15 protein-coding genes and 1 tRNA gene are annotated in these 13,835 nt (G+C 62.7%); 6 read left to right on the top strand and 10 right to left on the bottom strand.

Annotation, left to right across the window (positions count from 1 at the left end):
• Positions 1-9 precede the first annotated feature (9 nt).
• Together rpsI and rplM are read right to left on the bottom strand one after the other, a co-directional pair.
• A complete protein-coding gene (rpsI, locus tag J2S71_RS04955; protein WP_021727248.1) occupies positions 10-405 on the bottom strand; it encodes a 30S ribosomal protein S9 in 396 nt (131 codons plus the stop codon).
• A gap of 3 nt (positions 406-408) precedes the next feature.
• Complete coding sequence (gene rplM, locus J2S71_RS04950) at positions 409-852, bottom strand: 50S ribosomal protein L13 (RefSeq protein ID WP_021727314.1); 444 nt, start codon at positions 850-852, stop codon at positions 409-411.
• A 284-nt stretch (positions 853-1,136) separates the two neighbouring features.
• Here rplM and J2S71_RS04945 point away from each other — a divergent pair, with 284 nt between their 5' ends.
• The 3 genes from J2S71_RS04945 (at position 1,137) to J2S71_RS04935 (ending at position 5,021) form a co-directional block, all read left to right on the top strand.
• Positions 1,137-1,310 carry a DUF1858 domain-containing protein gene (locus J2S71_RS04945; RefSeq protein WP_307389201.1) on the top strand — a complete coding sequence of 58 codons (174 nt, stop codon included), beginning with the start codon at positions 1,137-1,139 and terminating at the stop codon, positions 1,308-1,310.
• 125 nt (positions 1,311-1,435) lie between these two features.
• On the top strand, positions 1,436-3,259 hold the full coding sequence (locus J2S71_RS04940; RefSeq protein ID WP_307388512.1) for an IS1634 family transposase: 1,824 nt from the start codon (positions 1,436-1,438) through the stop codon (positions 3,257-3,259).
• A 229-nt stretch (positions 3,260-3,488) separates the two neighbouring features.
• On the top strand, positions 3,489-5,021 hold the full coding sequence (locus J2S71_RS04935) for a DUF438 domain-containing protein (RefSeq protein WP_307389199.1): 1,533 nt from the start codon (positions 3,489-3,491) through the stop codon (positions 5,019-5,021).
• A gap of 130 nt (positions 5,022-5,151) precedes the next feature.
• Here J2S71_RS04935 and J2S71_RS04930 read toward each other — a convergent pair whose 3' ends face one another.
• Positions 5,152-6,342 (bottom strand): oxygen-binding di-iron domain-containing protein, encoded by a 1,191-nt coding sequence (locus J2S71_RS04930; RefSeq protein WP_307389197.1) that lies wholly within the window; start codon positions 6,340-6,342, stop codon positions 5,152-5,154.
• 14 nt (positions 6,343-6,356) lie between these two features.
• Positions 6,357-7,013 (bottom strand): cupin domain-containing protein, encoded by a 657-nt coding sequence (locus tag J2S71_RS04925; RefSeq protein WP_021727293.1) that lies wholly within the window; start codon positions 7,011-7,013, stop codon positions 6,357-6,359.
• A 412-nt stretch (positions 7,014-7,425) separates the two neighbouring features.
• Between J2S71_RS04925 and J2S71_RS04920 the strand changes: the two genes are divergently transcribed.
• Positions 7,426-7,680, top strand: a complete 255-nt coding sequence (locus J2S71_RS04920) for a type II toxin-antitoxin system RelE family toxin (RefSeq protein ID WP_307392434.1) — start codon at positions 7,426-7,428, stop codon at positions 7,678-7,680.
• 275 nt (positions 7,681-7,955) lie between these two features.
• Here the strand turns inward: J2S71_RS04920 and J2S71_RS04915 are convergent.
• The 3 genes from J2S71_RS04915 to J2S71_RS04905 all read right to left on the bottom strand — a co-directional run bounded on the left by J2S71_RS04915 (position 7,956) and on the right by J2S71_RS04905 (position 9,233).
• Positions 7,956-8,032: transfer RNA gene (locus tag J2S71_RS04915), tRNA-Pro, on the bottom strand.
• Between the two features lie 13 nt (positions 8,033-8,045).
• Complete coding sequence (gene ispE / locus J2S71_RS04910; RefSeq protein ID WP_307389194.1) at positions 8,046-8,939, bottom strand: 4-(cytidine 5'-diphospho)-2-C-methyl-D-erythritol kinase; 894 nt, start codon at positions 8,937-8,939, stop codon at positions 8,046-8,048.
• A 3-nt stretch (positions 8,940-8,942) separates the two neighbouring features.
• Positions 8,943-9,233: a Veg family protein gene (locus J2S71_RS04905; protein ID WP_021727292.1), complete on the bottom strand. Its 291-nt coding sequence runs from the start codon at positions 9,231-9,233 to the stop codon at positions 8,943-8,945.
• Between the two features lie 128 nt (positions 9,234-9,361).
• On the opposite strand from J2S71_RS04905, the gene J2S71_RS04900 reads away from it, so the two are divergent.
• Positions 9,362-10,462, top strand: coding sequence for a M24 family metallopeptidase (locus J2S71_RS04900; RefSeq protein ID WP_307389192.1), 1,101 nt, complete (start codon positions 9,362-9,364; stop codon positions 10,460-10,462).
• Between the two features lie 12 nt (positions 10,463-10,474).
• On the opposite strand, the gene msrA is transcribed toward J2S71_RS04900, so the two are convergent.
• The 3 genes from msrA to J2S71_RS04885 form a co-directional block, all read right to left on the bottom strand.
• Positions 10,475-10,972, bottom strand: coding sequence for a peptide-methionine (S)-S-oxide reductase MsrA (msrA, locus tag J2S71_RS04895; RefSeq protein WP_307389190.1), 498 nt, complete (start codon positions 10,970-10,972; stop codon positions 10,475-10,477).
• A 78-nt stretch (positions 10,973-11,050) separates the two neighbouring features.
• A complete protein-coding gene (gene hslO, locus J2S71_RS04890) occupies positions 11,051-11,962 on the bottom strand; it encodes an Hsp33 family molecular chaperone HslO (RefSeq protein ID WP_307389188.1) in 912 nt (303 codons plus the stop codon).
• Positions 11,963-12,054: 92 nt separating this feature from the next.
• The gene (locus tag J2S71_RS04885; RefSeq protein ID WP_307389187.1) at positions 12,055-12,831 is read right to left on the bottom strand and encodes an alpha/beta hydrolase; all 777 of its coding nucleotides are present in this window, start codon (positions 12,829-12,831) and stop codon (positions 12,055-12,057) included.
• A gap of 159 nt (positions 12,832-12,990) precedes the next feature.
• Here J2S71_RS04885 and J2S71_RS04880 point away from each other — a divergent pair, with 159 nt between their 5' ends.
• Positions 12,991-13,686 carry a DUF4230 domain-containing protein gene (locus tag J2S71_RS04880; RefSeq protein WP_307389185.1) on the top strand — a complete coding sequence of 232 codons (696 nt, stop codon included), beginning with the start codon at positions 12,991-12,993 and terminating at the stop codon, positions 13,684-13,686.
• The last annotated feature ends 149 nt before the right edge of the window (positions 13,687-13,835 follow it).

Genomic DNA, 13,835 nt, shown 5'->3' with positions numbered 1-13,835 from the left:
TCGCACGCCCTAGCGCTTGGAGAACTGCGGGCGCTTGCGGGCCTTCTTGAGGCCGTACTTCTTGCGCTCCACAGCACGGCTGTCGCGCGTGAGTAGGCCCGCCTTCTTGAGGTCGGCGCGATACTCGCCCGCATCGAGCAGGGCGCGGGCGATGCCCAGGCGCAGTGCCCCGGACTGACCGTTGATGCCGCCGCCATCGCAGTTGGCGAGGACGTCGAAGCGACCTATGGTGTCGGTCACCTTGAAGGGAACGAGCGCATTGTCCACGAGCTGCTGACGACCAAAGTAGGTGGCAGCCTCACGGCCATTGACGGTGACCTTGCCGGTGCCAGGAACCAGGCGCACGCGCGCGGTGGCCTCCTTGCGACGACCGGTGCCGGTGTACACAGCGGTGTTCTCAGCCATCGGTTACGCCTCCAGATCGATCTTGGTGGGGTTCTGAGCGGTGTGGGGATGCTCGGGGCCGGCATAGACCTTAAGCTTCATGCCCTGCTTGCGGCCCAGCGTGGTCTTGGGGAGCATGCCCTTGACGGCGTGCTCGATGACGCGCTCGGGATGCTTGGCCATGGCCTCCTTGAAGGACTCGGTCTTGAGGCCACCGAGCCAGCCGGAGTAGCGCCAGTAGCTCTTGTGCTCGGCCTTGGTACCCGTAAGCTGCACCTTGTCGGCATTGATGACGACCACGAAGTCGCCCGTGTCGGCGTTGGGGGTGTACTGGGGCTTGTTCTTGCCACGAAGGATCATGGCGGCCTGGGTTGCGAGGCGACCGAGGGTGGCACCGTCGGCGTCGATGAGCACCCAGTTGCGCTCGACCTCGCCCTTCTTGGCGTACTGAGTCGACTTAGTAGTCACGTGACTCCTCCTACGAACACTTCCGATGCGATGGCCCCTGGACGAGCCACCGTTGCCTTTTCCGATGAGGGTACGGGGCTCAGTGGAAAAGCCTTAGCAGTATACAACAGGATACAACAGGACCTGCGCGAGGCGGAGGCATTTGCCTCCTTCGCGAAGTCTGCATGTTGAAGAGCGACTCGTCACTGATGGCACGCGCGTTGGAATTGCGACATATGAGCCTTCAGAAAGCCGCTACCCTTGCTTCAAGTAAAAGAAAACTAACACTTGAAGGGAAGGCCGCCATGGACGAGAGCACCGTCGACCTCGACCGCACGGTCCTGGAGAACGCAAACGCCTGTCCCCGCTTCGTCAACGTCATGGTAACGCTGGGCTTTGGAGAGATCACGAACCCCGCCATGATGCAGACGGCCGGGCGCGTCATGACCCCACGCGGGACTTTAACACTTAGCCACTAGATTCAGAGCTCACATATGCCGGGAATTTCCAGTTCTGCCTGGGGATTCCCGGCTTTCCTATGCTCAGGTTGTGGTACTATATATTGTGGTATCTGGTAGCAGTTGCATGTAGATAGGTGATGGTCATGAAAGTCCAGGTGACGAGGACCAAGACAGCCGAGACCTTCTACATAGCCAAGACCTACCGTGACAGGGAGACGGGCAAGCCCACCTCCAAGATCGCGAGAAGGCTGGGGACCAGGTCCGAGCTCGAGGAGATGCTTCCTCCAGGCACAGATGTGATGAGCTGGGCCAAAGAAGAGGCCAAGAGGATGACCCTCGAGGAGCGCGAGCTCACCCGCAAGGTCACGGTGTCGTATGACCCCACAAGGCAGATAGGGGCAGGCGCGCGGCATACGTTCAACTGCGGCTACCTCTTCCTGCAGGACATCTACTCCGCACTCGGCCTGCCCGAGATCTGCCGAGACATCGCCTCACGCAGCAAGGCGGACTACGACCTCGACTCGGTCCTGTCCAGGCTCGTGTACGGACGCATCCTCGAGCCCTCGTCCAAGCGGGCGACCCATGAGTTCTCCCAGGAGCTGATGGAGGGGCCCGCCTTCGATAGCCACCACATCTACCGGGCGCTCTCCGTACTCGCCGAGAACTCTGGGCTCATACAGAGGAGAGCCTTCGAGCGGAGCAAGGCCCTGGCGAGAAGGCGCTGCCAGACGCTCTTCTACGACTGCACGAACTACTACTTCGAGATCACAGAGGAAGACGGCTTCAGAAGGTACGGCCCCTCCAAGGAGCACCGGCCCAACCCGATCGTGGGCATGGGGCTCATGATGGACAAAGACGGGCTTCCCGTGGCCTTCGACCTCTACCCAGGCAACGAGTCCGAGCAGCCCACCCTCATCCCTCTGGAAGAGAGGCTCGAAGGCGAGTTCGGCCTCTCGAAGCTCGTCGTCTGCACGGACGCCGGTCTCTCGAGCGCCGCCAACCGCGCCCACAACAGCAGGGGCAGCCTCCAGTTCGTCACCACGGTCTCCCTCAGGGGCCAGAGGAAGGAGGTCAGGGACTGGGTGCGCGGCCCCAAGGGCTGGTCGTGCGCAGGCGAGGCGGGCACGTTCGACCTCGACCAGGTCCGGAAGGCGGCAGACGACCCCCTCACGCCCGAGAAGACGCGCCGGGCCCTCTTCGCCAGGACCTTCTACAAGACGATGTGGACGTCCCTGAAGGACCCTGCGACCGGCGAGGAGCTGGGGCAGAACCTGATCGTCACCTTCTCCCTCAGGTACCGCGCCTACCAGAGCTCCATCAGGAAGGCGCAGGTGGAGCGGGCGCGCAGGGCCTGCGAGGACGGGACGGCCAAGAGGCACCGCAAGGGGCCCAAGGACCCCATGCGCTTCGTCTCCTCCACCCCCGTGACCGAGGAGGGCGAGGTCGCCGAGGAGCGCATCCTCTCCGTCGACGACGGGAAGGTCGAGGAGGAAGCCTCCTGGGACGGCCTCTACGGCCTGGCTACCTCGCTCGACGACGAGGATGTCCTGGGCATCGTAAAGGTTGCCGCCGGACGCTGGCAGGTCGAGGAGTGCTTTCGCATCATGAAGGGCGAGTTCAGGGCCCGTCCCGTCTTCCTCTCGCGCAGGGACCGCATCGAGGCCCACTTCCTCACCTGCTTCCTGGCGCTTCTCATCTACCGGATCCTCGAGAAGAGGCTCGGGTGCCTCTGGACCTGTCCTGAGATCGCAGACACCCTGAGGAACATGCGCATGGAAGAGGTCAAGGGCGAGGGATACCGCCCCCTCTACGTGCGCACAGAGATAACCGATGCCCTGCATGAGGCCTTCGGATTCCGCACCGACTTCGAGATCGTGCCGCAGAGCCAGATGAGGAGGATCTTGAAGAAGACCCACCAGAAGGCGTCCATTACCACAAGGAAGAGGGCCGGCAGAGACAGCAGATAGCTATCTCTACCAGCCCTTATGTGCGAGTTATGTAGGGTTAAGTGTCAAAGACGGGGATACAACAGGACCTGCGCGAGGCGGAGGCATTTGCCTCCTTCGCGAAGTCTGCATGTTGAAGAGCGACTCGTCACTGATGGCACGCGCGTTGGAATTGCGACATATGAGCCTTCAGAAAGCCGCTACCCTTGCTTCAAGTAAAAGAAAACTAACACTTGAAGGGAAGGCCGCCATGGACGAGAGCACCGTCGACCTCGACCGCACGGTCCTGGAGAACGCAAACGCCTGTCCCCGCTTCGTCAACGTCATGGTAACGCTGGGCTTTGGAGAGATCACGAACCCCGCCATGATGCAGACGGCCGGGCGCGTCATGACCCCACGCAAGGGTGCGGACGTCAAGGGCGTGGACGTGGCCGACATGGTCAGGGCCTTCCGCGAGGCGGGTCTCACCGTCGTGGGAGCGGGCGAGGACGCCGGCGGGACACCCGACCGCGAGCCCACGGGCGCCAGCCAGCGCATCGCAGCCAAGGCGCCGACCTCGCCCCAGGAGGCGCGTCAGGCCGAGCTTGCCGCCATGGTGCGCCGCCTCTCGGACGGCGAGCCCCTCGAGGAGGTGCGCCGCGACTTCGTGCGCGACTTCTCCAGCGTCTCGGCGGCGGAGATTGCCGAGGCGGAGCAGAGGCTCATGCGCGACGGCATGCCCGTACGCGAGGTCCAGCGCCTGTGCGACGTGCACTCCGCGCTCTTCCACGGCATGACCGCGGCCGAGGTGGAGGACGAGGCAAGCTGCACCGTGCTCACCACCCATGCGGAGGACGGCCTGCCCGCGGGGCATCCCGCATCGGTCCTGAGGCTGGAGAACGAGGGGCTCACGAAGGAGCTCGATGCCCTGGGATCCCAGGTGAGCGAGGGTGCGGATACCTCCCCCGTACTCGTGGGGCTGGAGCGGATCCGCTCCCTCAAGAGGCACTATGGCAAGAAGGAGCAGCTGCTCATGCCCCTGCTCGACAGCTACGGCTTCGACGGCCCCTCCAACGTGATGTGGGGCGTGGATGACGAGATCCTACGCGAACGCAGTGCCCTCGCCCATGAGCTGGGTTCGCCAGGGCACGAGACCCTCTCCGCCGCGGACGCAATGCGCGTGACGGCGCTTCTCACCCGCATCCGCGAGATGCGGTACAAGGAGGAGAACATCCTCCTGCCGCTGGCCCTCGAACACTTCTCGCGCGAGGATTGGTACGCCTGCTATCGTGACCTTGCCGGCTTTGGCTGGGCCTTCTGCGACGGTGCGCCCACGTGGCTCGACGCGGAGGTCTGGATGGGCCTGCAGCCCAAGCCCGAGAACCCGGGGCTCGAGGTGCAGGATGGGCGCGTGAGACTCCCCACCGGCAGCGTCTCCGTGGGGGAGCTGGTGGCCGTCCTCAAGCTGCTGCCTGTTGACCTCACGTTCATCGATGCCGACGAGCGCACGCGCTTCTTCTCCAACGAGGGCCACGTGTTCGACCGGCCGCTCGCCTGCATCGACCGCGAGGTGTGGAGCTGCCATCCTCCCCTGGTCAAGCCCATGATCGAGGAGATGCTCGCCAGCTTTCGCGCGCACGAGACCGACCACGTGGAACGCTGGATCCCCAACCCACAGAACCCCGTGCGCGTGGTGTATCACGCCGTCTATGACGAGCATGACGAGTACATCGGCACGCTGGAAGTCGTGCAGCAGTTTGGCGAGGTGCTCGAGGGCCTGGCGCCCATCGTGCGACAGGGATAGGGCCAGGGGATGCCCCTGGCCCTACCGTCCCATGGCCCCTGGTCGTGCGAGGGTCTTCTCATCGTTGGAGAAGGCCCCGCACCATCGGAGGGGACGGAGGGGAACATGGTCGCCCGGCGCGGCGGCCACCCTATGCCAGCAGGGACTGAACAAGGGCCGGCACCTGGGCGAAGTCATCCTCGCCAGGCACCCAGAGCGCACGGACGCTCTCATCTATGACGTCGAAGCCCGCATCCGCGAGCGCCTCCTGGAGCCTCTTGACCGACTCGCCGCTCCAGCCGTAGCAGCCGAATGCCGCCGCCTTCTTTCCCTGGAACTTGAGGGATCTCAGGAAGGCCATCCACCCGGCGACACTACTGAGCATGTCCTGTCCCTCGGTTGGCGAGCCCACACAGAGGGCCTTGGACTTGAGCACCTCCGTCATGACCTCGTTCTTGTCGCTCTTGGAGATGTTGAAGACCTTGACCACGGTGTCTGGGCTCTGGCGGTGGACCTCGGCCGCCATGGCATGGGCGATGCGCCCCGTGCCCTGCCACATGGTGTCGTAGGCGATGGTGACCTGATCCTCCTGGTACGCATCGGCCCACTGGGCATACGCGTCCATGATCCTGGCGCAGTCGTCTCCGCGCCAGATGCCGCCGTGCGCGGGCGCTATGTAGTCGATGGGCAGGTTGAGGCTGGCGATCTGCTCAAGCTTGGGGCCGACGAAGCGCGAGAACGGGTTCAGGATGTTGGCATAGTACTTCTGCGCCTCATGCCAGAGGTCGCACTGGTCGGCCTTGTCGGCGAAGAGCTCCTCGACGGAGAGGTGCTGGCCGAACGCGTCCATGGAGAAGAGCACGTTGTCACCGGTAAGGTACGTGGCCATGGAGTCGGGCCAGTGCAGCATGGTCATCTCGACGAAGACGAGCTTCTTGCCGTTGCCGATGTCCAGGGCGTCACCGGTCTTGACCACGTGAAAGTCCCAGGCACGCTTGCCGAACTGTCCCTCGATCGACTTCACCGCATTGGCCGTGCAGTAGATGGGCGTGTCGGGAATCTCGCCCATGAGCGTGGTCAGTGAGCCGGCATGGTCGCACTCGCCGTGGTTGGCCACGATGCAGTCGATCTTGGTGAGGTCGATCTCGCTCTTGAGGTTGCTCACGAAGTCAAGGCGGTGGGGTGCCCAGACGGTGTCCATGAGGACGGTCTTCTCCTCCTCGATGAGGTAGGAGTTCTGGCTCGAGCCGTGCTTGATGGAGTAGTCATCGCCATGAAAGCTCTCGAGCTCCCAGTCGACGTAGCCCACCCAGCTGACGTTTCCCGTTACCTGCTTGCGCATGGTCGTCTCCTCTCCTAGTGCAGGGTAAGAAGCAGCGCCATCTTGAAGGGCCTGTCGGCACGGACATAGTGCCTGCCGCCACGATCGAACTTGAAGTTCTCCCCCACGTGAATCACGTGCTCGCTGCCCTCATAGCCGATGATGCCCTCGCCGTCGAGCGCAAAGACCAGCGCCTCGCCGGGAGCGGCATGCTCATCAAGCCCCGTGCCGGCATCAAAGCTCATGAGCGCGAGCTTGAAGCCCTCGTTGTGGGCCAGGTCCATGTTGACGACCCTGCCCTCCCGATAGGGCAGCAGGTCTGCCAGCCTCACTACCTCACCTGCTGCGAGTGCCTCGTTCATAGATGCCTCCTCCGTCATGGAAATCTCCAGGTAAACACCACCATTGGAGCTACGCACCCCCACGGGGGCGTCCTTGGGCGTGACGAGCGTCGCCCCCTCATCCAGCTGCCAGCCGCATCCTGCCTGCAGGTACACCTGCACCTGCCCGGCCAGGCCCATGAGGAGCTTGTGATAGGCGTAGCTCTCGGCACTGATGTCCGTGCGAGGGGCGAGCGAGAACGTCGACACGACAAACGCGTCGGCACGATAAAGCGACTCCGACGTGGTACAGCCCGCGATGGGGGCGTTCCGTGCACCCAGGGAAAACACGCTACCTGCCAACAGACCCATGCCGTCTCCTCCCGCGAGAGTTACCTTCATATCGGCTCGCTCAGCATCAAGGGTAGGGCTTCCCAAACACAATTGCGTTTGATATCCAACATAGACCGTCGTGTGTGCCGCGGCGCTAGGCACAGGGACGCATGTGGCAAGCGCCATAGTTGCTGGTGCTATGCTCATGGAGCGAATCGGCCCCAAGTGCGTGCCCTCTCCCCAACAAGGAGCCATGATATAGGGGAGAGAAGGGCCACTTGTGTTGCTTTTACGACAGAATGAGGGAGCAAAGCCGTGTGAGAGGGGCCTTTGGGGGCCACCTGAGGCGCCTGGAGGAACGAGCCAGCACGCACTTGGGGCCAATTCGCTCCCTCATCTACAGCTGTGACGCTTGATGGGCTGGAGAAAAGCCTTGGCTTGACGGGTTGAGATTGACAAGGACGTCCAGCGCTTGATGAGGATGCTGGACAAGCAGGTAGCCAAGCAGATCACAACGAAGCTCAGGGAGATTTCACAGCTTGAAGACCCGAGAAGTATGGGTAAGGCGCTTGTCGGTAACATGGCTGGCCTGTGGCGCTATCGGGCCGACGACTACCGAATCGTACGCGACATCGAAGACAAGCTGCTGATCGTCCTCGTCATCGATGTTTCCCACCGCCGCGAGCCGTACCGGCATCGCAAATGAGAGCTGCGCCGCCGCGCAAGACAAGACCATTTCCCCTTGTTTGAGAGGGTCGACTCTCCATTTTTGTTGACTCCATGGCAAGGCCGCGCCACGTGTGTGCAAGCCTTATGGACGCCATGGCGCTGGCGCACGAATCAAATGGCGCATGTATTCATCTGCGTCCGAAAGGCCGAACCGCAGAGGATCGACTTTTTCGGCGCAAGGGCTTGGCTTTTTCAGCTTCATGTCACACAAGGAGTTCAGGGGCTAAAAGTAGCCCCTGAACTGCACTTCCGTGGTCGGGACGACTGGATTCGAACCAGCGACCTCACGGTCCCGAACCGTGCGCGCTACCAAACTGCGCTACGTCCCGTAGCGGAGTCACTCTAACAGAACTGTGCGCCCAAACCAACCGTCTCGCACGCGAACGTCCACCAGCCCTCGCGCAGCCCATACGCACGAGCGGCCACCTCCGCCGCAACATCTGCGCGCTCACAGATGCCAAAGGTGCAGCTTCCCGAGCCGGTCACCTGGGCACCAAGCACACCTGGCTGCATCTTGAGCCACGAGACGACATCGGCACAGGCAGGCACCAGCCGCACGGCAGCTAGAGCCAGGTTGTTGTAGAGCGCCGCGGCAATGGCAGCGGCATCGCGCTGCCCGACGGCCCGCCACATCGCCTCGGGCGAGCGTGGCTTGATGGGCGCCTCATCGAAGGCACGGTAGGCGGCAGGTGTCGACACCCCATCACGCGGCCGCACCAACACGATGGGCAGCCCCTTGATCTCGGGCAACGTTTGCTCCAGCACATCCCCTACCCCCGCGAACAGCGAAGGCCGTGGCCGCAGGAAGAAGGGGACATCCGCACCCACGGAGCGGGCGACGTCCATCACGCGCCGATCGCCCACATCGACACCCCACAGCCGGCAGAGCCCCAGAATCACGCCGGCCGCATCCGAGGACGAGCCACCCAGCCCGCTTTGGACGGGAATGGCCTTGCGCACGTCAATCGCATAATCCTTGGGTCTGTCGCATGCCTCGCACAGGCGTTGGGCGGCAACCCAGACGGTATTCCGCTCCGCGGGCACGCCCACGTCCTCGCTCAGGGAGAGGGAAAGGCCGCTCCCCGACGCACGCTCCCATATCCTGACCTCATCAAAGAGGCCCACAGCCACCATCAGGGAATCCGCCCGATGATAGCCTCGCACGTCGCGCCTGGGATGGATGCCCAGGTGCAAGTTGAGCTTTGCCGGTGCCTTGAGGAGCACCTCCATGCTCATGCCCTACTCCACCTCGGAGAAGTCCAGCAGGCGCTCCCCGGTGTCGGGATCGTAGATCTCCACGGTGGAGGTGAGCACGTCCACGTACTGGTAGGACTGACGTGCCTTGCGTCCACGACGTTCCTCGACCTCGACCACAAAGAGGGAGGGGTGGATGCCTACCAGCACGCCGCTACGCTCGACGATACGGGAGCGACCAAGGTTCGCACGCACCCTGAGGCGCGTGCCCTTGAGCTTGCTCAGTTCCTCGTGAATCTGATCGACCCTGTTAACGGACGGAACCGTGACCTCCATCAAGAACCTCCACGTACGTAGTGCCAAGCCGCAGACGCGACAGCGATGTCCTTTGCTCTAAATGTTCATTTTATGGCACAAACGCGCTAGGGTACATTTGTTCACACAAAGTTACCAGGAGGTATGACATGGCCCAAGAAACGGACAGGCGCACCATGCGTGTGCTGCAGAACCTTAGGAAGCAGGGACTTACGCAGATGCTGGTATGCGAGCCACTCTCCATCTGGTACCTCACAGGATACTTCACGGAGCCCTATGAGCGCTTTCTGGCACTCTGTCTCCGCATGGATGCAGACGGCCGCGTGCGCACGACGCTGTTTGCCAATCGCCTGTTCCCCGATGCCAGCGGCAGGGCGGACGATGTGGTGACCTTTGATGACACCGATGATCCCGTACCCCTGGTTGCCGCCCGCACCAACCATGCCGCACCGCTGGGCGTGGACAAGGGCCTTGTCGCGCGCTGGCTCCTGCCCCTCATGGATGTCGGCGCAGCAAGCGGATTCGTGCTTGCGTCCGAGGCCGTGGATAGGGCCCGCTCCATCAAGTCCCCTGACGAGCAGGATCTCATGCGTGCCGCCAGCAGCGTGAACGACCAGGCCATGGACTGGCTCAGGGCACAGGTGCACGAGGGCGTGACCGAGCGGGCCATCGCCGAGGGGCTGCTTGGCGAGTATCGCCGCCTGGGCGCCGAGGATCACAGCTTCACGCCCATCGTGAGCTTTGGTGCCAATGCCGCCGACCCGCATCACGAGCCGGATGACACCGTGCTGCACAGGGACGACATGGTGCTCTTTGACGTGGGTTGCAGGAGGGACTGGTACTGCTCGGACATGACACGCACGTTCTTCACGGCCCAGCCCACCGCACGACAGCTGGAGGTGTATGACACCGTGCGCCGTGCCAACGAGGCCGCCGAGGCCATCGTGCGGCCCGGCGTCACGTTTGCCGAGATAGACCTCACGGCGCGGCGCATCATAGAGGATGCGGGGTACGGTCCGTACTTCACGCATCGCCTGGGTCATCAGATCGGCCTCACGGCCCACGAGCCCGGCGACGTCTCGTCCACACATGACGAGCCCGTGCAGGTTGGCCAGTGCTTCTCCATCGAGCCGGGCATCTACATCCCCGGCGAGATCGGCGTGCGCATCGAGGACCTGCTCATCGTCACCGAGGACGGCTGCGAGGTCATGAACCACTACCCCAAGGAGCCCACGGTCATCGAGGCGTAGGCGAGCGAGTCCCTAGCCCAGGCCCTTGAGCGAGGAGAAGTCCACGTGGCAGTAGCCGCCAGGGTTCTTCTTGAGGTAGTCCTGGTGATACTCCTCGGCGATGTAGAAGTTCTCGAGGGGCATGAGTTCGGTGACGATGGGTTTGTCGTAGGCGGCCTGCTCGTCTGCGAAGACCTGGCGCAGCACGGGCAGGTCCGCCTCGTCGGTGTAGTACACGCCGGTGCGGTACTGCACACCGCGGTCGTTGCCCTGCCGGTTGCGCAACGTGGGATCGATGACCTTGAAGAGCTGGCGGACGATGACCTCCAGGGCCACACGCTCGGGGTCATAGCGCACCCGCACGGTCTCCGCATGGCCTGAGCCGTGACAGACCTCCTCGTAACTGGGGTTGGCCGTGCTGCCGTTGGCATAGCCGCTCTCCGTGGCCACCACGCCGGGGATGCGCGAGAAGTACTCGTCGATGCCCCAGAAGCAGCCTCCTGCCAGGTAGATCTCCTTGCGCTGTGCCATGGTCCCTCCTTGCCCACCACATGGGGTGGCTTCGTGTGTCCGTGTCTGTCGTGCGCCCGCAGGGCCAGCCCCACTCGCCTATCCCAGCAGGGCCGAGAGCTCGTCGGGCGAGAACTCGAATCGTCTCCCGCAGAAGTGGCAGTACACCTCGGCGGGCTCGCGCCTCTCGACCATGTCCGCAAGCTCGGCGGCGCCCAGGGCGAGCACCGCACGGCCCGCCCGCTCCTCGTCGCAGCCACAGTGGAACTCCGCACCCATCACGTCCAGCTCCTCAAAGCCCATGCCACGCAGCACGAAGTCCAGGATGTCGCTGGGCGACATGCCGCGCTCGAGGAGGTTGGTGACGGAGTCCACGCCGCGGAGGTTGTCCTCGAGCTGGTCGACGACCTCCTCGCTGTGGCCGGGCATCAGCTGCACGATGAAGCCGCCCGCCTGGCGGACGTTGGTGTCCGTGTCCAGCAGGACGCCCACGCCCAGGGAGGTGGGAACCTGGTCGCTCTCGGCGAAGTAGCGCGTGAGGTCGTCGCCGATCTCGCCGGAGACCAGCTCGATCTCGCTCGAGTAGGGCTCCATCCCGGGAAGGTCGTGGATGACCCGCAGCGTGCCCGCGCCCACGGCGCCGCCCACGTCCAGCTTGCCCCTCCCGTTGAGGGGCAGCCACACCTCGTGATGGCTGGGGAATCCCTTCACCTGGCCCTGGCTGTTTGCCGTCACCGTGAGTCCGCCCACAGGGCCATCTCCCCGCACGATCAGAGTGATGAGCTCGTCGTCGCTCTTGGACATGGCGCCCATCATCTGACCCGCCATCATCAGGCGACCCAGGGCGGCCGTCACCACGGGGCTCGTGTCGTGCCTGTCGCGCGCCGCCTGGACCGTCCGGCGACCATCGATGGCAAAGGCACGCACCATGCCTGCGGCCGCGGTACCACGCACGATGTGGTCGCCCTGGCGCATCCTGGCATCCTGAAAGTCTATGACATCACTCTGCACCCTAGGCTCCTTCGCTGTCGTCAATGACTGCAGATTGTACCCAGCGGCGCGGGTGCGCAGCACAAGACGCGTGGAACTGCTACCGGCCGAGCTCAGAGCTCACCCATCCTCACGAGCTCGGCCGTACGATCGATGACATGGGCAAAGTCGGCGCCATGGAAGCCATGGCCGGCACCTTGGATGACCTCGAGGCAAGCATGGGCGTAGAGCCGTGCCGCGCGCTCGGTATAGGCCGGCGGCTCCATGTCGTCCTCGTCCCCCTGGAACAGGAGCACGGGGCCCGCATAAGCCCCGATGCGCTCGAAGAAGTCGTACTCGATGGCATCCACGGCGTACGCGCGTCCCAGGTCAAGCCACATGTGGTAGGTCTCGGGCACCTTATCCGTCGTGCCGAAGCGGCGCACGGCATCGTCGTGGATGACGAAGGCGGGATAGCACAGGACAAGACCGGCCACGTCCTGGGGACGGGCGGCGGCCAGCATCGCCGAGACCGCACCACCCTGGCTCTGACCCAGCAGGAACACGCGCGAGGCGTCCACGCCGGGGAGGTCGCGAATGGCGTCGAGGATGGCGGAGAGGTCCTCCTCCTCGGTCCTGATGGAGCACTCGGTCGTCACACCGGTCGAACGCGACTCCGGAGAGCCTCCGCAGAAGTCGAACGCATAGATCACGAAGCCTTGTGTCGCCAGGGCGCGCGCGTACTTCGAGCTGGTGCGATGCGTACCACCAAAGAAGTGGGAACAGATCACCGCGGGTAGCGGTGTGCCGTGCTCCGCCCCCTTGGGGAGATGGAGCACGCCGTAGATGCGGCTCACGCCGTGCTCGACCCACAGCTCACGCGTCACAAAACGCTTGGTGTCCCTATCCATGTGGTACCTCCCCGCTCACATGTCCCGCACGGTTATCGACAGTCGATTTGACGCTGTCATGGCATTCGAAAAAAGCAACAATTGTCGATTTCTCGGCTTCTTCCCTTTGACAATTTGTCAAAATGATTAAGCTTTTAATCAGCAAAAGAAGGAGGAGCTGTGGCGGATAACGAAGGGGACGAAAGGGACACGTACGCAAAGAAGAGACGTAAGGGCACGAGACGACCGCACAGCAGATTGGGCATAGGCCTTCTATGCCTAGTCATCGGCTTGGTACTGGGCGTTATTGGACATATCGCTTTTATCAACTACAACCCACCGGACACTCCTGAGAACCAACCGGAAATACTTCAGGCATCCACCGTCCTCGAGCGTATCAAGGCTGAGAATGAGATGGTTGGTGCATCACAGCGTTATAACATCACAGAAAAAGAGACGGACAAGAATCACATTGACACGCTTCTGGGCACGATTGATATTCCCTTCACCGAGAACAGCTTCTGGTATCGCTATGTGGGAACAATCAAGGCTGGTGTGAACCTATCCGATGCGTCTATCACACAACAGGATGACGGCACCATCGTGGTCTCACTCTCACAGCCCTACATCATTTCCAATACACCAGACATGGATGCCTCCGGCGTACTGGAAGAGCACAATAACATTCTCAACCCCATCCATGTGAAGGATGTCGATGCATTCCAACAGCAGTGCATGGAGAAAAGCGAATCCGAGACAGTCGATAACGGGTTGTACGACGAGGCCAAGGCAAACGTTGAGGCAAATATACGAGGTATGTTCCAAAGTGCCCTCGGTGCAGACCAGGCAATTACTTTCGAATGGAGGGACCAGTGATGGCTAATGCGTTCATTAAGGTGCTCATCGGTATTGGCATCCTCCTTCTGGCGCTCATCATCTTCTTCTTAGTAAACAATATGATGCTGTCATGGAACTGATCTAGGCTGTCACATGAGACGGACGGCCGTCTTCTATATAGACGGTCG

Origin of the sequence: Olsenella profusa DSM 13989 (assembly GCF_030811115.1) — a bacterium.
Classification (GTDB): domain Bacteria; phylum Actinomycetota; class Coriobacteriia; order Coriobacteriales; family Atopobiaceae; genus Olsenella_F; species Olsenella_F profusa.
This window is presented reverse-complemented; position numbering and strand designations above follow the sequence as displayed.